Below are 19,076 nucleotides of genomic sequence, written 5' to 3'. Positions count from 1 at the left end.
GCATTGGCCGTCTTATCTACAGGAGAAATAATGGGCCCCTTTATTCTTGATTTGCATGGCTGCGAGCTGGATGCCGAAGAAAAAGAGCTGCTGGCGCATCCGACCCTGGGCGGCGTCATCTTTTTCAGCCGTAACTATCACGACAGCGCCCAGCTGCGGGCCCTGGTCAAAGCCATTCGCCGCATCAATCCCGGCCTGTTGCTGACCGTGGATCACGAAGGCGGGCGGGTACAACGCTTCCGCCGGGGATTTTTTCCCCTGCCGGCTCCGGGCAAGGTCGCGGCGCTGGCGGGACAGGAGAGTCTGTCCTTGCTGGAGGATTGCGGCTGGCTGATGGCCGCCGAGCTGCTGGCCCATGATATCGATCTCAGCTTTGCCCCCGTGCTGGATCTGGAGCGGGGCAGCGAGGTGATCGGCGACCGCAGCTTTGGCCAGGATCCCGAGCAGGTGATCGCCAATGCCGGCGCCTATATCAGAGGCATGCGCCAGGCGGGCATGAAGACGGTGGCCAAGCACTTTCCCGGCCATGGCAGCGTGCGGGCCGACTCCCACACCGAGAGTCCGGTCGACCCTCGCAGCCTGGCGGAAATCGAGCGGGCGGATCTGCTTCCCTTCCGGTTGCTGATCGAAGAAGGCAAGGTCGACGGCATCATGCCGGCTCATGTGATCTATGAGGCTGTCGACCCGCAGCCGGCCGGTTTCTCTCCTTTCTGGCTCAAGGACATGCTCAGGCAGAAGCTGGGTTTCGGCGGCCTGATCTTCAGCGACGATCTGACCATGGAAGGGGCGGCGGTGGCCGGCGACTATCCCGAGCGGGCCCGGCTGGCCCTGGCGGCCGGTTGTGACCTGTTGCTGGCCTGTAACAACCGCACGGGGGCGGTGAAGATCATCGACAGCCTGCCCCACGATCTGCGACGGGATCTTTCCTCTCTGCGTAAAAAGCCCTGTGGCGGACCCGAACTGCTTTACGGCAGCCCGCGCTGGCGTGATGCCGGCAGGAGGCTGTTGCGGGTCGGCCGGGAGCAGGGCTGGCACGAATAGACCGGCGGCAACCGATGTGGGGCAGCGGTTGCCGATAATTTGTTTTTACATAAAACATTCTTGTGATTTAAATCTCAACTTTTAGAATGAAGCCTTCGCCCGGGATGGGCGGGGTGAAAATCTGCAGCTATGGCATGCCGCCATAGCTGCAGGTTTTTCCTTTTCGCTTAAAGAGGTCGTATATGACAAGGATTATTGTAGTGGGTGGTGGCGCCGGTGGCCTGGAGCTGGCCACCAAGCTGGGACGCAAGCTGGGACGCAAGGGCAAGGCGGAGATAGTGCTGGTGGACAGGAACAGGACTCACCTGTGGAAGCCCTTGCTGCACGAAGTGGCCACCGGTGCCATGGATGCGGGCATAGACGGCCTGAGCTATCGCTCCCAGGCCCATAATCACGGTTTTAACTTCCACCTGGGCACCCTGGTCGATATCGACAGGGACGCAAAAACCATCAAGCTGGCGCCCTTGCTGGATGATAACGGTCGGCAGATGGTGGGCGAGCGGGCGCTGCAATACGACATACTGGTGCTGGCCATCGGCTCTGTGTCCAATGATTTCGGCACCAAGGGGGTGCGCGACCACTGTATTTTCCTCGACAGCCCCCAACAGGCCGAGCGCTTCCACGGCGAGCTGATGAATCGTTTCCTGCAGTATGCCGAGAGCGACACCGTGGACGAGAAGGTTGATATCGCCATCGTCGGCGGCGGCGCCACCGGGGTGGAGCTGTCGGCCGAGCTGTATAATGCGGTGGAGCACCTGGGCGCCTACGGCTTTAAAAAACTCAACAGCGATTGCCTGCGGCTGACCCTGGTGGAAGCCGGCCCGCGGATACTGCCGGCCCTGCCCGAGCGGATCTCGGCGATGGCCCACAAGGAGCTCAAGGCGCTGGGAGTGGACGTGCGTACCGCCACCATGGTGGTGGAAGCGACGGATGAAGGGCTGATGACCAAGGACGGCGAGCTGATCCCGGCCAACCTGATGGTCTGGGCGGCGGGGATCAAGGCGCCGACCTTTATGAAGGACATTGCCGGGCTGGAGAGCAACCGCATCAATCAGCTGGTGGTCAAGCCGACCCTGCAGACCACCCGGGATGAGCATATCTTCGTGATCGGCGACTGCGCCTCCTGTACCCAGGGCGACGGCAAGACGGTGCCGCCCCGGGCCCAGTCGGCCCACCAGATGGCCGATCAGGCGTTTGACAACATCGTGGCCCAGCTCGACAACAAGCCGCTCAAGGCCTATGTCTACAAGGATCACGGTTCCCTGGTGAGCCTGAGCCGTTATTCGACGGTGGGCTCGCTGATGGGCAACCTGATGCGCGGCTCCATGATGGTGGAGGGGCGGGTCGCCCGCACCGTGTATATCTCCTTGTACCGCATGCACCAGGTGGCACTTCACGGCTATGTGCGTACCGGCCTGATGATGCTGGTGGGCCGGATCAACCGGATGCTGAGGCCCAAACTGAAGCTGCACTGAGCACATGCAGCCCTTCGTTCGTAAAGCAGACCCACAAAGGCCCCGCGAGGGGCCTTTTGTTTGCCGCATAGATATATTCCGGGGCGGTTTTTTGTCCGTGTCCGGACTTTCCCGAACGACTGACAATATGCATCGATTGAGTCTTAAATGATCCGTTTGCGGGAGTTTTACGACCAGAGAACCGGGCACATGAAGTCTTATTAAAGAATAATTATGCACACACGAAGAATATAAAAGTGTTAAGTTTTAATTTTTTATTAATTTATGGTTTTTGGTATCAATTAAATTCTTTTTGTTGATATTAAATTTTGTCTCTTTCCCTGTATAGTGCATTTGTCGTCTGATGGTTGGAAATGGTTTTCCGGCCGGCAGCTATCGCCAAAGGAACAGATGACCCGCTATTCAAGGAGCCTAAGCAATGAAATTTACCCCAACCCTGCTGGCCGTCGCCCTGGCCGGCTGCCTGTCTACCCAGGCGCAGGCCGCCCCCGAGCTTCCCGTTACCGGCCTGGATACCAGCAGTGCCCAGCTCGAGTCCGCCAACGCCTGGGTGGAAGTCGATCAGGCGGCGTTCGAGCACAATATCCGCACCCTGCAGACCCTGCTCGACGGCAAGTCGCAGATCTGCGCCATCATGAAGGCCGACGCCTACGGCCACGGCATCGCCAACCTGATGCCCTCGGTGATGGCCGCCAATATTCCCTGCATCGGCATTACCAGCAACGAAGAGGCCCGAGTGGTGCGGGAAAGCGGCTATGAAGGACGCATCATGCGGGTACGCAGCGCCACGCCCCAGGAAGTGAGCAAGGGCCTGCAATACGAGATGGAAGAGCTGTTCGGCGATATCGAGGCGGCCCGCCAGGCGGCCGAAGTGGCCAAGGCCGCCGGCAAGACCCTGCGCTATCACCTGGGCCTGAATGCCGGCGGCATGAGCCGCAACGGCCTGGAAGTGGCGACCGAAGCAGGCAAGCAGGAAGCCCGCGAGCTGCTGGCGCTGGAGAACCTGGAGCTGGTCGGCATCATGACTCACTTCCAGTATGAAGATGCGGACTTCGTGCGCGCCGGGCTGGCCAAATTCAATGAACAGTCCCGGTGGCTGATCGAAGACGGCAAGCTGGATCGCAGCAAGCTGACCCTGCATGCGGCCAACTCCTTCACCACCCTGGAAGTGCCGGAAGCCCGGCTGGATATGGTTCGCCCCGGCGGCATCATCTATGGCGACACCATTCCGTCCTATACCGAATACAAGAAGGTGATGTCGTTCAAGACCCGGGTGGCCTCGGTCAACAACTACCCGGCCGGCAGCCTGGTGGGCTATGACGGCACCTATACCCTGGAGCGGGATTCGCTGCTGGCCAACCTGCCGATGGGCTATTCCGACGGTTACCGCCGGGTGTTCACCAACAAGGCCTATGTGGTGGTCAACGGCCAGCGGGCGCCGGTGGTGGGCAAGGTGTCGATGAACACCACCATGATCGACGTCACCGACATTCCGGGCGTCAAGCCGGGGGATGAAGTGGTGCTGTTCGGCAAGCAGGGGGGGGCGGAAGTCACCCAGGGTGAGCTGGAAGACGCCAACGGCGCCCTGCTGGCGGACCTGTACACGGTGTGGGGCAACTCCAACCCCAAGATCCTCAAACCCGTGGTCAGCCAGTAACGCATTCACAGCCGGGCCAGCAGCGGGGAGGGCGACCTCCCCGTTTTTTTCGGCTATCCATGCCCTATACGGGGCTAACGCGAGCCGGGATCAGCCACCCAGGGGCCGGTTCACACCACTCGGGGTGGATTTAAGCCGGCCCCGCTCCTGACCGCTTGAAAACGCTTGCCACTCATCGGGTGAGTCTGTACCATTCTCGGCCTTTTTTGTGGTGGGGCAGTGATATGATCGGTTTTGACTATGGCACATCAAACTGTGCGGTCGGCGTTATGGAAGGCAATAACCCGAAGATTTTACCCTTGGGTGACCATGGTCGATACATAGCGTCGAATCTGTATGCCCCGAGCCGCGATGTGATAGTCAACTGGCTGTACAAACACCTGCCCCCGGCAGAACAAACAACCTTCCAGCGGCAGCGCCAAAGACAATTACTGAAAGGGCAGGCGGCGTTGAGAGAGCTTGCCTTGGATGGCTACCCGACCGAATTGTCATTCGGCGTGCAGGCGTTAAACAATTACCTGCAGGAGCCCGATGAAGGCTACTACATAAAATCACCGAAATCCTTCCTCGGCGCCAGTGGCCTGCTGCCCCAGCAAATTGAACTGTTTGAAGATATTGTCGCGGCCATGATGAGCAATGTAAAAAGGCTCACCGAAGCCACCCTCGGTAGAGGCGTGACGCAAACGGTGATTGGCCGACCGGTCAACTTTCAGGGGCTGCGTGGCGAGGAGAGTAACCGGCAGGCGCTGCAAATACTGACCAATGCGGCAAGGCGGGTGGGCTTCAAGGAGGTTGAGTTTCAATTCGAGCCGGTGGCCGCGGGCTTTGAATATGAAGCCCGCCTGGAGAAGGAAACCCGGGTGCTGGTGGTGGATATTGGCGGTGGCACCACGGACTGCTCAATGCTGCTGATGGGGCCCAAACAGGCGGCTGCACAGGACAGAACAGGCGACCTGTTGAGCCACAGCGGCGAGCGGGTGGGGGGCAATGATTTTGACATTGCCTTTGCGCTGAAGGGCATGATGCCGGGCTTCGGCATGGACAGCATGCTGAAAACCGGTAAAGCCGTACCGGTCAACAGCTACTGGCAAGCCATGGCCATCAACAACATCAACCATCAAACCGAGTTTTACAGTGCCGCCAACGGCCGCTTCCTGCAGCAGCTGATCCGTGATGCCGAGCGGCCCGAGCTGTTGTCGCGTTTGCTCACCGTGCAAAAAAACAAACTCAGCTACCGGGTGGTCAACGCCGCGGAGCAAGGCAAGATCGCCCTGACGGACTGCCCCCAACAGCGCGTGGATTTGTCCGATATCGATGACGGATTCACCCTTGACCTGGATCGGGATGGCTTTGCCAGCGCCTGCCAGCGGGAACTGGCCAAAATTGCCGCGCTGATGCAGGATGCGATAGCCCAGGCCGGCTGCCGGCCCGATGTGGTCTTCGTGACCGGCGGCACCGCCAAATCACCGGTGTTGAGCCAGTTTCTGCAACAGCAGTTTCAGCATACCCCCATCGTTATCGGCGATCACTTCGGCAGTGTCACCGCCGGCCTGACCCGCTGGGCCAGGACCATTTATTCATAAGGGCATAAAATACCCATGCGTTAAGGCAATTGAAGTTTATTACCTCTAAAATTGAATTGCCTTAAGTGCGCACATATTGAAGGCTGTCAAAAAATCAAAAAGCCAGGCAACACCGCAAGCAGGGACCGACTGAAAGGCGGTCCCGAGATGATTGAAGAACGGTCACCCGAATTCCTGCGTGATTAATTCTTGTGGTTTCCTTCATGCTAACCTTTAAGTCTCTATTTTATAAGTAAAGTTTGACATCGGCTGCATTGCCTTGTGTAAGTGTGTTCCCTACAATTGGTTTCGTAGCTCTACAACATTGCCATCTGGGTCATTTATATAAATTGAGTTCCCGAACCCCTGTGCACCATACCTTGAAGATAGCTCTCCTGTTTCGATATTGAAGGCCGACAAATGGGCTATCAATTCTTTCTCTGGAATAGATTTTATTTGCAAACAGAAATGGTCCATATTATTTTCTGTTTTAGTAGGTGGGCCACCACCAACTTTTCCAAGGCGGCTTTCAACGGACACTAGGTCTATTAGTGCGCTTCCCGCTCTTAGCTGAGTTAGACCCGTTTCCGGTGGAGTTTCACGCTCAATATTGCAACCTAAAACTTTCGTATAGAACTCTATCATTTTCTCTAAATTGTTAGTTCTCAGTACAATATGGTCTATACCGGCAACTTCAAACATTTATGAATTCCCTTCTAAAATACGTATGAGCTGAATTGATACTTAATGCTAGTGGCAATAGGCGCTAACGGAGAGATTCGTGGGTCTTATCTAATTCATCAAGTTTGTTGGAGTAATCCATGACTTCTTCGAAGTCTCTGTGTTTCCATTTTCTTTTTTTATCTTCAGGTAATAATTCCAGCAATGACTCGAACTGTTTTTCTGCGTTGTTCAAGTACGCTTCACTACCATAAGAAAAGCATGGCATTAAACATAGGGCAGCAATGAAAGTGCGAAATATCAAGGAAGTTTTCTTATCACATAACGCCGTAAGCAGGCGCGTGAAAACCAGAGCGAAGCGGCGGTTTTCACGTCGCGCTGCCTTATCTTGTTAGGAGTTTTCGGGCGTTGGCAGATATGCACGCCATTTTTCCTTTACATAATCAACAAACCCATCAACCCCTGGGGAATTAACAATACTCGATAACTCTCTTCCAGCCTGGGTAAGGCGAACATTTCCGATCGCTAGCTCATTGTCAGTATCTTTTTGCATGGTTAAAGCCAATGGCTGGCCGCAATAGGCTACGACGAAGTTTTTTGGTAGACGTTGCCTATTAAAACCCGAGATAAAATTAAACTGTATTAGTCCAAGACTATCTAAGTGGGACAATGTTGAGAAATCTATTCCTGCTCGATTGTAAATTTCTGCCTGAGGATCAAATACAAGCGGGGTAAAATTTCCGATAATCCAGCCAAACCTACACAACGATTGAAATAACTCAGCATCCTTTTTGTCTAGGTCGCCGAGTAAATTGACGGTTCTTTTTGAATATGTGCCTGGTGCGTTGGCCTCGCCAGCCAATACTTTTGCCCAAAGTGATTGCATTTCTCCATCAGAGATAATTCGCGACTTGTCAAAGAAGTTGGTAACCCAATCATCCTCCATTCCTTCTGGTGTGGATTCTTCTTTGAGGTGAGGAATAGATTTCTTCGTTATTTCCTCCATATTTTCTTGGCGATTAGCTTCTTCTTCAACGAATCGGTGCATTGCACGCCGATGAAGATCAGTAATTTCAATTTCAGATTTGGCTTTTATGAGGCTGGCCTCTGCTTCTGCTTTGGCAACTCGCTTTATCTGCCACGGTTCAAAAACACCACCTATAGCCGATGACACCTTCTTAATCAAGGTGTCTGCAGGCTTGGATAAGTCTCCAAGATTAACTAGCGAAGTTGAATTGTCATCTGGCATCACTAACTCCTAACGCCTCAAACACCGGCTTGGTGAAGTTGGCGGCTTTTTTGCGCAAGCGAAAAAGGTGACAGCTTTACCAAGTCCGCGTGCTTTGACTTGTTATACGATTTATTTGCCAATAGTATCGAGTATTGCTGTAACCCACTCATCTGGCACTCCAAGCCTAATCGATATGTATAGCAAAACAAAAATTTCTACCAGTTTGAATGCCTTGCCTAAAAAATGATCTTCGATTTTTCCTATTTCGAAGCCAGTTTTAGATAGTAACCAAAATGGTATTCTCAAAACTTTCTCTATGGCTAAACCAAGCCAAAAGAGCGGGTTAATTATTTTTTTGAACTCGAAATCAATTTTACCTTCGAGTTGGCCAATTAGCTTATTAAGCGTATCGAGTTTGCGTTGATTTGAAATGCCCCCATGACTATCGTCTTGGAGTATGGATTCATATATGTTTACGGGAATAACTGGGCCGCCCACTGCTGGCGCTGGATAAGACTGTAAAACAGAAGGGATTCCCGCCCGTCTCGATATATGAATTATATTTGGTGTTTTCCTTGCGATAGTCTCTCTTAAAGAAGCATAGCGCTCAAGCTGCTCATCGTTATTTCTGGCAGTTCTACTGTTTAGCGAAGCTTCGACCTCCCAGTATTCGTTCACTATTGGGACAAACTCTAGAACTTTTGCTAAATCATTCTTTGTTTCGAAGTAGATCACTCGATGCTTCCTTTCGTATAACAATTTTAATACTGCGCATGCGCGTTTTTACTCATTGTACCTGTTGCGGTATGCCTTGGTAAGGTACTGATTTAAGGAAGTTTTTATTAATCATCGGCTCTTTCAGGATGATCAATATGCGCATGCCTGATTTGCCCGCTACCGGTGCCTGATATCTACCCGTCGTTGTTGTTTAACATATTGATTATCATAAGGTTATTTTTATCATCTGAGCAAAATCACGCACGCCTGTTGTGATTTTCGAGCATCCGGCGGTCGTTTGGGGCTACTCGCCGCGGCGTGAGTAGATAAAGCGAACAGGCTACCGCCGGCTCTTGCGGGCGAACGGGCCTCTCCTGGTGCCGGTTGTTTGAGGCCGGATCGCCATTATTCGGCTGAACTCATATGAAACTTTTGCATTATAGGCGGCAAAGATTGCGGAATGGAAGAGGGTAAAACACAGCGGTAAGTCATCGGCCTGTCTCTTGGTCACAAGTCGTCAGCATAGCCTGCGAAGCCAGGCATTAGCAGGGCTGTCTCCCCCGACACGCTTCGGGCACATTCCTGTGTCGCTCGGCACATGCCGTCCCTGGCATGTGACGGTCGGCTGAGGCAATCCCTGCTGCTGCTTATTGACGCCTGAGTTAGCGGTTGGCATCGCCAACAGGCGACGACGGAGTGTCAAAGAGGGCAAAGGGATTTGCTTAGCCGACCATCCGCGCCACGGATGGCGCGGCTGAGCCCCCAGGGAGGGGTTTACGGCGTGTCGGCGGAGCTGGCCCTTTGGCCGCCGTGCTCCCTGTATCTACGGGTGCCCTGATCCGCTGACTACAGACAGGCTGCGGGTTGCGTTCCCACGCGGAGCATGGGAACGAATACAGTGGTAAGCCATAAGCGATCGGCTGTGCGAGCCGTTTGCTCGCGAGGGCTTCTATTTCTTGTTACCGGCGACGCCGAAAACAACGGGGAGGGCAAAGGGATCGGCTCGGCCGACCTTCCGTTTCAGGGCCAGAAAATGCTCCTGCCGTTCCGGCATTCCCGCCTTCCATGGCGGTTGATGAAACGGTGAGCGTACAGGGTATCTACAGCGTGTCGGCGGAGCTGGCCCTTTGGCCGCCGTGCTCCCTGTATCTACGGGTGCCCTGATCCGCTGGCTACGGACAGGCTGCTGGTTGCGTTCCCACGCGGAGCATGGGAACGAGTACTCAGGGCGTGGTTTGCATTCCCACGCAGAGCTTGGGAACGAGAAGGGATCGTTTCCGGTTTCTTGCGATTCAGGGCGTCGCTCAAGGAGATTCGGCGCCAATCTCCTGCAAGGCCTGCACCAGGGTGTCGGGTTCTTGGGCGCCGGAAATCAGGTACTTGTTGTTGATAATAAATGCCGGCACGGAAGTCACACCGGCCTGCTGATAGGTGGCTTCCTCTTCTCGTACCAGGGCACTGTACTGATTCGAGTCCAGTACCTGTTTGGCTGCTGCCTCGTCCAGCCCCAGTGCGGCAACGCAACTCAATAGCACAGCGTGATCGGAAACATCCATCGCCTTGCCAAAATACGCCTCGAACAGGGCTTGTTTCATGGCGGTTTGCCGGCCCTGCTCGGCTGCCCACTTCACCAGGCGGTGGGCATCGAAGGTATTGCAGGTCAGCCGTACCTGTAATTTCTCGAAGTTGAGGCCCAGATCGGTGGCTATCGCCATCATACGACTTTGATTTTCCCGCATCTCTGACTCGCTCCGCCCGTATTTTTTGGCCAGGGCAGGCAAGATGGGCTCCCCTTGACCGGTGTGGCCGGGGTTCAGTTCAAAGGCATGCCACTGAACGCTGAACTCGTACTCCGGTGCCAGCCGTGCCATGGCCTGCTCCAGCCGGGCAAAACCGATGGCGCACCAGGGGCAGGCGATATCGGAAACGATATCTATCTGAATCTTGTTCATAATGGATCCTGTTCGATTAGAGGAGTTCACGCGTGACCTCGATTATGCGCCCTTCTACGGTGCACTGTATCTTTTCTTCGATCTGGCTGCACAGGGATTCAACCTCTCGTCTCGAGGCCGCGACCACCACAAAGGACCATTCGCTGGCATCGTGCCTGTTGTGTTCACCACTCTCGCAGACGGCCACCGCCGGGTTGCGCCCAAACCGTTCGTGCATGCCGCCCATGCGTTGGCGTTTTTCCTTCAGAGAGCGGCACCCCGGCAGCGAAAAGGTGATGGTGAGAATGCCGATATGCATGTCGTGCTCCTTACTGCTGTGCTGAACAGACTAGTAAATATTCAGGCCATTCCATTGGGTCAGGTCCTGCGTTCCCGAGCGGTGCATGGGAACGGGGCGGCTGGCGGGCTCAGCCTATATTCAGCGCCAGTTCGTCCGGGTAGCCGCGTTCACGGGCCAGGCGGAGGGCTTCCTGCGCTACCTCGGCAGCGTGCTGGCCTTGGGTCAGTGCGAGACTCGGTGACAGCGGCAGGTCAGCCATTTCTATCCAGCCCAGTTCGGCGAGCCTGCCGACGATACGGTCGGCGGCGGTCAGCGCCGAGCTGGCCTTGACGATTTCCACCCGGGCATAGTTCATGCCTTCAAAGGAGACATCCGCCGCCCGCAGCCGGGGATCGGTGCCCGGGATCTGCTGGGCGCCGAACAGCGGCTTGCCGGCGGGCTCGGCATCGCCGAAGGCGGGCAGCAGGCGTGCCAAGTGGGCGATGGCCTGTCGGGTGCGGGTCTCGATGTCGGGGGATTGCCAGCCCTGTTCCAGCTGGGCCTGATAGGGTTGTGGCAAGCGGGGCTGGGCGCTCTGCTCGCAGCTGGCGACCAGGCCGTTCTTGAACAGGGTAATGCTGTCGGTCATGCCGTGCAGCTGAAAGATGCCGTTCGGATAGGGCGTCAGCTGGGCCATACCTTGGGGGGTGCCCCGCTCGCCGTGGAAGATCACTTCGGGCCATTGCTCTGCGCAGTGCCAGCGGGCGAGATAGGCGGCCTTGTATTCCACCAGTCGCTGGCGCCGGTAACCGGCCATGTCATCTACCTGTCCGGTGCGAAAGCCGCAGGCATTGACCAGAAAGTCCACCCTGAACTGCCGCGCTTGACCCTGATGGTCGCGGCCGTGCACAAGCCAGCCATCCTGGGTTTGTTGCAGTTCCATGGCCCGGGTATCAAAATGCAGCTCGCAGTGCGGTGAGCTGTTCAGCGCCAGGGTGGCGGTGGCGGCCATGCGGAACAGGCTCCAGCCATATTCCTGCACCAGGATGAGCGGGAACTTGAGGCTGTCGGGATCCAGGTGATGGGCCAGCGGTATCATCCAGTCGTCATGGGTTTCTGCCCGGGTCGGCAAGGGTCGATTGGCCAGCGCTTCGAACTGTGCGCGGCTGTAGCAGCGATAATAGTGCTCCGGGTTGCCCAGCACCCGGTTGGCCGGATCTTCTTCCACCAGTCGTTGATATTCCCGGGCAACCTGCGCCAGCCGGGGCAGCAGTGCCTCGGCGTTGCCCGCATCGGATACCGGGGTGGCAATGACGGTGGGGCGACGATTGATGCTGTGCGGATAGGCGCGTACCGAGGCGATGGACTGGCGCAGCAGGGTCAGACACTGCTCGTCGCTGATATCCCGATAGAGGTTGCCGCCGGCGTGCAGATGGCAGATGGGCGGACCGTTGACCAGGCCGTTGCTGGCTTCAATCAGTACCGAGTGTATGCCCATGTCGGCCAGCCGCAGGGCCACGGTGGCACCGGCAACGCCGCCGCCCAGTATGCCGACCCGCAGGGGGCCACCGGCGGTGACGTTGGAAAAATCGTGTTTCATCAAGCCTCAAAAAACAGGGTCGCAGGTAAAGACAGGGGGCCTGTCCGAAGGCAGATACCTTCCGGGCGAGATATATACCTTCCGCATATGCTGCTGTAAACCCCGGGTTTTATCCGGTTATTGTGCGGTTTGCCCCCGTGCGGGCAAAGGGCCGGGTCTGTGCCCGGCCGCTTTGCTACCCCGCGTTCGCCCTCAGCTCGTTGAGCATATCGCCAACCAGTGCCAACCGGGCCTTGGCATCCGGGGTGGGGATGGCAAAGCGCAACTTGGTCGGCCCCTCCATCTTGTAGATGCGCGGCTGGCTCTGCAGCAGGCCGACCAGGTAGCCCGGGTCCACCTTGGCGTCCTGGGCAAAGCTGATGGTGCCGCCATTGGCGCCGGCGTCGATCTTGTCGATGCCCAGCTCGCTGGCCTTGAGCTTGAGCCCGGCCAGGGCCATCAGGTTCTTGCCCGGCTCGGGGATCAGGCCGAAGCGGTCGATCAGCTCCACCTGCAACTCGCGCAGCGCGGCTTCGCTGTCGGCGGTGGCGATGCGCTTGTACATCGACAGCCGCATGTTCACATCGGGAATATAGTCGTCCGGCAGCAGCGCCGGCAGGCGCAGCTCGACTTCGGTTTGGGCGCGCAACAGCTGATCCAGCGCCGGCTCCTTGCCCGATTGCAGCGCCTTCACCGCCTGCTCCAGCATCTCCATATAGAGGCTGAAACCGATGGCGGTGATCTGGCCGCTCTGCTCGTCGCCCAGCAGCTCGCCGGCGCCGCGAATTTCCAGATCGTGGGTGGCCAGGGCGAAACCGGCGCCCAGGTCTTCCAGCGCCGAGATGGCCTCCAGCCGCTTCTTGGCGTCTGTGGTCATGCGCTTGGGATGGGGGGTGAGCAGGTAGGCGTAGGCCTGGTGATGGGAACGGCCCACCCGGCCGCGCAGCTGGTGCAGCTGGGCCAGGCCCAGGCGGTCGGCCCTGTCCATGATGATAGTGTTGGCGGTGGGCACGTCGATACCGGTCTCGATGATGGTCGAGCACAGCAGCACATTGAAGCGCTGGTGATAGAAGTCGGACATCACCCGCTCCAGCTCCCGTTCGCGCATCTGGCCGTGGGCGACGGCGATGCGCGCCTCCGGTACCAGCTCGGCCAGGGCCTGGGCGCTGTTTTCGATGGTCTGCACCTCGTTGTGCAGGTAATAGACCTGGCCGCCGCGCTTGAGCTCGCGCAGTATCGCCTCCCGCACCAGGGCCGGATCCGATTCGCGCACGAAGGTTTTCACCGCCAGCCGCTTGGCGGGCGGGGTGGCGATGATCGACAGGTCGCGCATGCCGCCCATCGCCATGTTCAGGGTACGGGGAATGGGGGTGGCGGTGAGGGTGAGGATATCCACATCGGCGCGCAGCGCCTTGATCTGATCTTTCTGGCGTACCCCGAATCTGTGCTCTTCATCGACGATCAGCAAGCCCAGATCCTTGAAGCGCACATCCTGGCTGAGCAGCTTGTGGGTGCCGATCACGATGTCGATGGTGCCGTCCGCCAGGCCGGTCAGGGACTTGTCCTGCTCCTTGCCGGTCTTGAAGCGGCTGATCATCTCCACCCGCACCGGCCAGTTGGCGAAGCGATCGCGGAAGTTGTCGTAATGCTGCTGGGCCAGCAGGGTGGTGGGCACCAGTATCGCCACCTGTTTGCCGCCGTGCACCGCCACGAAGGCGGCGCGCATCGCCACCTCGGTCTTGCCGAAGCCCACATCGCCGCACACCAGCCGGTCCATGGCCTTGGCCTGGGTCATGTCGGTCAGCACCGCGTTGATGGCCATCAGCTGGTCGTCGGTTTCCTCGAAGGGGAAGGCATCGGCGAACTGGCGGTAGGCGGCCTTGTCGTGGGCGATGGCCTGGCCCGGCTTGGCGGCCCGGCGGGCATAGACGTCGAGCAGCTCGGCGGCCACGTCGCGCACCCTTTCCGCCGCCTTGCGCTTGGCCTTGGCCCAGCTGTCGTTGCCGAGCCGGTTGAGGCTGGGCTCGTCGGCGCCGCTGTAGCGGCCGACCAGGTGCAGGGCGGTGACCGGCACATAGAGCTTGTCGCCGCCCGCATATTCCAGGGTCAGGTATTCGGAGGTCAGGCCGCCGGCATTGAGGGTCTGCAGGCCCAGGTAGCGGCCGACCCCGTGATCCAGGTGCACCACCGGCTGGCCGATGGACAACTCGGCCAGGTTGCGGATCAGGGTGTCCGGGCTCAGGCTCGCGGACTTTTCCCGCCGCCGGCGCTGGATCACCCGGCCGCCGAGCAGATCGCCCTCGCAGATCAGCGCCAGTTGTTCGCCCAGGATAAAGCCTTGGGCGAGCGGGCCGATCAACAGGCCCTGTGGTGCATTACCGTCCAGGAAGCGAGCCAGGCTGTCGCAGGGCGTCGGCTTGAGTTCGCTGCCCGCCAGCAATTCCAGCAGCGCCTCGCGCCGACCGGCGGTTTCCACCGAAAACAGCACCCGGCCGGGAAAATCCCGGCAGAAATCCTGCAGCCGGGCTAGGGGCGTGCCCTTCTGGTGCTCGATTTCCAGCTCCGGTAAAGGGTTGACCGGGGCATTGCGCCGGTCGCCTTTCTCGGCCACCGGATCCGCGCTCAGCACCAGCTGGGGATAGGCCTTGAGGGCGGTGTTCAGTGCCTCGGGCGGCAGGTACAGGCTGTCCGGGGCCAGCAGCGGACGCAGGCTGTCGTGGCGGCGGTCTTCGTAGCGCGCCTGCACATCGGCCCAGAAGTCTTCCGCCGCCTGGGTCAGCTCGCCCTGGGTCAGTACCAGGGTGTCGGCGGGCAGGGAGTCGAACAGGGTCTCGACCCGCTCGAGAAACAGCGGAAAGTAATATTCGATGCCGGCGGGAAACTGGCCCTGGCTGACCCTGTGATAGAGGGCCTCCGGTTCGTTGCGCAGGGCGAAGCGCTCCCGGTACTGGCCCCGGAACCGCTCGATGGCGGCGGCGTCGGTGGGAAATTCCCGCGCCGGCAGCAGGCGGATTTCGTCGATTTTATCCCGGGAACGCTGGCTGTCCGGATCGAAGGGCCGCAGGGTGTCCACCTCGTCGTCGAAGAAATCGATGCGATAGGGCTCGCCCGCGCCCATCGGGAACAGGTCGAGCAGGGCGCCGCGGGCGGCGAATTCGCCGTGCTCCAGCACCTGCTCCACGGCCCGGTAGCCGGCCTGTTCCAGCCGGGAGCGCAGGCCGTGCAGATCCAGCTTGTCGCCGGTGCGCACCAGCAGGCTGTTATGTTCCAGGTACTGTCTCGGAGGCGTGCGCAGCATCAGGGTGCTGACCGGTACGATCAGCAGGCCCCGTCCCAGGGCGGGCAGGCCATAGAGGGTTTCCAGTCGCTGGGAGATAATATCCTGGTGGGGTGAAAAGCTGTCGTAGGGCAGGGTTTCCCAGTCCGGGAACAGGCACACCGGCAGCCGGCTGTCGGCCAGCAGATGGCCGACTTCCTGCTCCAGGCGCTGGGCCGAGGGGGTATCGGCGACCACCAGCAGCACCAGGTGGGCATGGTTTTGTACCTGCTGGGCGATGGCCAGTGCCAGGCTGCTGCCCCTGAGGTTGCCCAGGCTGGCCTTGGGCCTGGGAGTCGGGCTCTTGATATCTATTGTTGTCATGGGTCCACTGGAGCTTGTTGCGTTAACCGCGAACCTTTATTATTCCGCAACTCGCGGGTGACGTAAAACCCTTTGCAAAACGGATGATTATACCATGTTTCAACCCCTGATCCTGATGTTGGGTCTCAGGTATGCCGGTGCCCGGGGGCGCCGTAGTTTTGCCTCGTTTGTCTCCTGTTTTTCGACCATCGGCATCCTGCTGGGGGTGGCGGCGCTGATCCTGGTGTCGGCGGTGATGAACGGCTTCGAGCAACAACTCAAGGATCGCCTCCTGGGGGTAATCCCCCATGCCCTGGTGACCAATGAGCAGCGCCGGCTGGCCGATCCCGGCCAGTATGCCCCGCTGTTCGCTAATCAGCCCCGGGTAAAGGCCAGCGCGCCCTTTATCCAGGCAGAAGCCATGGTGCAGGGGCCGGGGCACCTGACCGGGGTCGAACTCTATGGGGTGGACCTCGGCGCCTTTCCGGCGGGCGATCCCCTGCTGACCGGCCTCAGCGGCCAGACCCGGGAATTCTTCGAATACCTGCCCTACGGCCTGGTGATGGGGGCCGGGGTGGCCAGGAGCCTGAATGTGGAGCCGGGTGATCAGGTGCGGGTCACGGTCACCGAAGGCAGCCGCTTTACGCCTCTGGGGCGGGTGCCCAGCCAGCGGTTGTTTACCCTGGTGGGTACCTTCAGCACCGGTACCGATGTCGACAACCAGCTGGTGCTGGCCCGGCTGGAGGATGCGGGCCGGCTGCTGCGCTATGGGCCCGGCCAGGCCACGGGCCTGCGGCTGTGGCTGCACGATGCCTTCGAGGTCGATCGACTGGCGCCGCTGCCGGAGGGGCTGACCCTGGCCAGCTGGCAGCAGAGCCGGGGAGAGCTGTTCCAGGCGGTGGCCATGGAGAAACGGCTGATGAGCCTGATGCTGGCGCTGATCATCCTGGTGGCGGCCTTCAACATACTGTCGTCCATGGTGATGGTGGTGACCGACAAGGAGGCCGAGATCGCCATGCTGCAGACCCTGGGTCTGAGCCGTTATCGGGTGATGGGGGTGTTTATGATCCAGGGCGGCTTCAGCGGCGTGCTCGGCTCCCTGCTGGGCTTCGGGCTGGGGCTGGTGCTGTGCCTGAACCTGGACGCCGTGCTGGGCGGGCTCGGCATCAACTTCTATTCGGCGGCGGGCGGTAACAGCCTGCCGGTGCAGCTGGACAGGATCCAGCTGGTATTTATCCTGATTTCCACCCTGTTATTGTGTGTGTTGGCCAGCCTGTATCCGGCCTGGCGGGCGGCACAGGTTCATCCTGCCGAGGCATTGCGTTATGAGTAGTCCCCTGTTAGTCGTCGAGAAGTTAACCAAGGCCCACCAGGACGGGGAGCGCGACATTCAGATCCTCGACGGGGTCAGCATGACCCTGAACGCGGGCGAGAGCCTGGCGGTGGTGGGCAGCTCGGGTTCGGGCAAGAGCACCCTGCTGCATCTGCTGGGCTGCCTGGACGCGCCTACCAGTGGTTGGGTGCAGGTGGAGGGACAGGATCTGCACCGGATGTCGGCCCGGGCCCAGGCCCGCTTCCGCAACCAGAAGCTGGGCTTTGTCTATCAGTTCCATCACCTGCTGGGGGAGTTCACCGCCCTCGAAAACGCCGCCATGCCGCTGTTGATCGCGGGTGTGGCCGTTGCCGAGGCCAGGGAGCGGGCCCAGGCGCTGCTCGCCCGGGTGGGCCTGGGTCATCGCCTGGAGCACAGGCCCTCGGCGCTGTCCGGTGGCGAACGCCAACGGGTGGCCATCGCCCGTGCCCTGGTCAATCGTCCCCGGCTGGTGCTGGCCGACGAGCCGACCGGTAACCTGGATGCCCACAGCGCCGCCGATGTGTTCGCCCTGCTGGCCGAACTGCAGGCCGAGTCGGGCACCGGGCTGGTGGTGGTGACCCATGATCTGAACCTGGCGGCACGCCTGGACCGGCAGGCCCGGCTGGTGGACGGCCGGCTGCAGGAGGCACACTGATGTTTCGTCCCCTCAGCCTGTTCCTGGGCTGGCGTTTCAGCCGGGCCAAGCGGCGCAACCGTTTTATTTCCTTTATCTCCGCCGCCTCGATCATGGGCATCGCCATCGGGGTCGGCGCGCTGATCCTGGGGCTGTCGGCGATGAACGGCTTCCAGCGGGAGCTGGAACAACGGATCCTGGCGGTGATCCCCCACGGCCAGCTGACCACGGCCCAGGGACCGGTGGATAACTGGCGGGGCGTAGTGGCGCAACTGACGTCGGCACCGGGCATAGTGGCGGCCTCACCCCATGTCCCGCTGGACGGGCTGTTGAGCAGGGGCGCCAAGCTGAAGGCGGTGCAGTTGCAGGGCATAGAACCCGGACTGGAGGGGCAGATCTCGGATCTGTCGGCCTTTATTCAGGGTGGCGGGTTTGATGTATTGCAGCCGGGGGCGCGCCAGTTGATCCTGGGGCAGGCCATCGCCCAGCAGCTGGGGCTGGCGCTGGGAGACAGCGTGTCGTTGCTGCTGCCGGCGCCCGGCGAGCAGGGGTTTGGCTCGCCCCAGCGCCACAGCTTCACCCTGGTGGGGATACTGGCCCTGGGCGGCCAGCTGGATACCGTGCTGGGTTATACCCATCTGGAGGATGCCCAGCAGTTGCGGGAACTGGGGGAGGGGGTGACCGGGTTCCACATCAAGGTGGATGATGTGCTGACGGCGGATGCCCTGACCATGAATGCGGCCATGGCCTTGCCCAGCCCCTACTATGTGGACAGCTGGATGCGCAGCCAGGGCAACATCTACCGGGATATCCAGTTGGTGCGTACCCTGATGTATGTGGTGCTGCTGCTGGTGATGGCGGTGGCCAGCTTCAACATAGTGTCGACCCTGGTGATGGCGGTCAACGAGAAGAAAGGGGACATCGCCATCCTCAAGACCATGGGCGCCGGTCCCTGGCAGATCCGCGGCGCCTTTGTGGTGCAGGGCATGCTCAACGGTGTGTTTGGGGTGCTGATTGGCACCTTGTTGGGGGTGCTGCTGTCCCGGGAGTTATCGGCCCTGATACGCTGGTATGAAAGTGTCAGCGGTCACCAGCTGCTCAATCCGGAGATCTATTTTATCGATTTTATCCCCACCGAGTTCCACTGGGCGGATATGTGGCTGGTGGTGGGCGCTGCGCTGCTGCTTATTTTCGTGGCTACCCTGTACCCGGCTTGGCGTGCCGGCCGCCTGCTGCCCAGCCAGTTGCTGGGGGAGGCCTGAGCAAAGCTGGAAGCCATAAGCGAGAAGCCGGAAGTTTTTCTAGCTTTTAGCTT

At 59.3% G+C, this 19,076-nt stretch carries 14 protein-coding genes; 7 read left to right on the top strand and 7 right to left on the bottom strand.

The features are described from left to right. Nucleotides 1-30: 30 nt before the first annotated feature. The 4 genes from nagZ to yegD all read left to right on the top strand — a co-directional run bounded on the left by nagZ (nucleotide 31) and on the right by yegD (nucleotide 5,756). Complete coding sequence (gene nagZ / locus ABD806_RS04920) at nucleotides 31-1,041, top strand: beta-N-acetylhexosaminidase (protein ID WP_344955296.1); 1,011 nt, start codon at nucleotides 31-33, stop codon at nucleotides 1,039-1,041. A gap of 182 nt (nucleotides 1,042-1,223) precedes the next feature. Beyond that, nucleotides 1,224-2,516 carry an NAD(P)/FAD-dependent oxidoreductase gene (locus tag ABD806_RS04915; RefSeq protein ID WP_344955294.1) on the top strand — a complete coding sequence of 431 codons (1,293 nt, stop codon included), beginning with the start codon at nucleotides 1,224-1,226 and terminating at the stop codon, nucleotides 2,514-2,516. A gap of 418 nt (nucleotides 2,517-2,934) precedes the next feature. Next, nucleotides 2,935-4,173 (top strand): alanine racemase, encoded by a 1,239-nt coding sequence (gene alr / locus ABD806_RS04910; protein WP_344955292.1) that lies wholly within the window; start codon nucleotides 2,935-2,937, stop codon nucleotides 4,171-4,173. 224 nt (nucleotides 4,174-4,397) lie between these two features. Next, the gene (gene yegD, locus ABD806_RS04905; protein ID WP_344955290.1) at nucleotides 4,398-5,756 is read left to right on the top strand and encodes a molecular chaperone; all 1,359 of its coding nucleotides are present in this window, start codon (nucleotides 4,398-4,400) and stop codon (nucleotides 5,754-5,756) included. 276 nt (nucleotides 5,757-6,032) lie between these two features. Here yegD and ABD806_RS04900 read toward each other — a convergent pair whose 3' ends face one another. From ABD806_RS04900 to mfd, 7 genes are all read right to left on the bottom strand, one after another. Next, nucleotides 6,033-6,437, bottom strand: coding sequence for a VOC family protein (locus ABD806_RS04900; RefSeq protein ID WP_344955288.1), 405 nt, complete (start codon nucleotides 6,435-6,437; stop codon nucleotides 6,033-6,035). Between the two features lie 370 nt (nucleotides 6,438-6,807). Beyond that, nucleotides 6,808-7,665 (bottom strand): DUF2806 domain-containing protein, encoded by an 858-nt coding sequence (locus ABD806_RS04895; protein WP_344955286.1) that lies wholly within the window; start codon nucleotides 7,663-7,665, stop codon nucleotides 6,808-6,810. Between the two features lie 111 nt (nucleotides 7,666-7,776). Then, nucleotides 7,777-8,382 (bottom strand): hypothetical protein, encoded by a 606-nt coding sequence (locus tag ABD806_RS04890; RefSeq protein ID WP_344955283.1) that lies wholly within the window; start codon nucleotides 8,380-8,382, stop codon nucleotides 7,777-7,779. Nucleotides 8,383-9,668: 1,286 nt separating this feature from the next. Continuing rightward, the gene (locus tag ABD806_RS04885; protein ID WP_344955281.1) at nucleotides 9,669-10,316 is read right to left on the bottom strand and encodes a DsbA family oxidoreductase; all 648 of its coding nucleotides are present in this window, start codon (nucleotides 10,314-10,316) and stop codon (nucleotides 9,669-9,671) included. 16 nt (nucleotides 10,317-10,332) lie between these two features. After that, entirely contained in the window at nucleotides 10,333-10,614 is a 282-nt protein-coding gene (locus ABD806_RS04880) for a DUF503 domain-containing protein (RefSeq protein WP_344955279.1), read from the bottom strand. Nucleotides 10,615-10,723: 109 nt separating this feature from the next. Then, complete coding sequence (locus ABD806_RS04875) at nucleotides 10,724-12,175, bottom strand: FAD-binding oxidoreductase/lyase (RefSeq protein WP_344955277.1); 1,452 nt, start codon at nucleotides 12,173-12,175, stop codon at nucleotides 10,724-10,726. 175 nt (nucleotides 12,176-12,350) lie between these two features. Then, on the bottom strand, nucleotides 12,351-15,794 hold the full coding sequence (gene mfd, locus ABD806_RS04870) for a transcription-repair coupling factor (RefSeq protein ID WP_344955275.1): 3,444 nt from the start codon (nucleotides 15,792-15,794) through the stop codon (nucleotides 12,351-12,353). A gap of 94 nt (nucleotides 15,795-15,888) precedes the next feature. Here mfd and ABD806_RS04865 point away from each other — a divergent pair, with 94 nt between their 5' ends. Genes ABD806_RS04865 through lolE form a run of 3 tightly spaced genes read left to right on the top strand, consistent with a single transcriptional unit; the run spans nucleotide 15,889 to nucleotide 19,023 of the window. Next, nucleotides 15,889-17,106, top strand: coding sequence for a lipoprotein-releasing ABC transporter permease subunit (locus tag ABD806_RS04865; protein ID WP_344955273.1), 1,218 nt, complete (start codon nucleotides 15,889-15,891; stop codon nucleotides 17,104-17,106). Then, nucleotides 17,099-17,782, top strand: a complete 684-nt coding sequence (lolD, locus tag ABD806_RS04860) for a lipoprotein-releasing ABC transporter ATP-binding protein LolD (protein ID WP_344955270.1) — start codon at nucleotides 17,099-17,101, stop codon at nucleotides 17,780-17,782. Before ABD806_RS04865 ends, lolD begins: the two co-directional genes overlap by 8 nt. Continuing rightward, nucleotides 17,782-19,023, top strand: coding sequence for a lipoprotein-releasing ABC transporter permease subunit LolE (gene lolE / locus ABD806_RS04855; protein WP_344955268.1), 1,242 nt, complete (start codon nucleotides 17,782-17,784; stop codon nucleotides 19,021-19,023). Before lolD ends, lolE begins: the two co-directional genes overlap by 1 nt. Nucleotides 19,024-19,076 lie beyond the last annotated feature (53 nt).

It is taken from the genome of Zobellella aerophila (genome assembly GCF_039539325.1).
GTDB classification, from domain to species: Bacteria; Pseudomonadota; Gammaproteobacteria; order Enterobacterales; family Aeromonadaceae; genus Oceanimonas; species Oceanimonas aerophila.
Note: the sequence above shows the minus strand (reverse complement) of the source record. Positions and strands in the feature narration are given on the sequence as shown.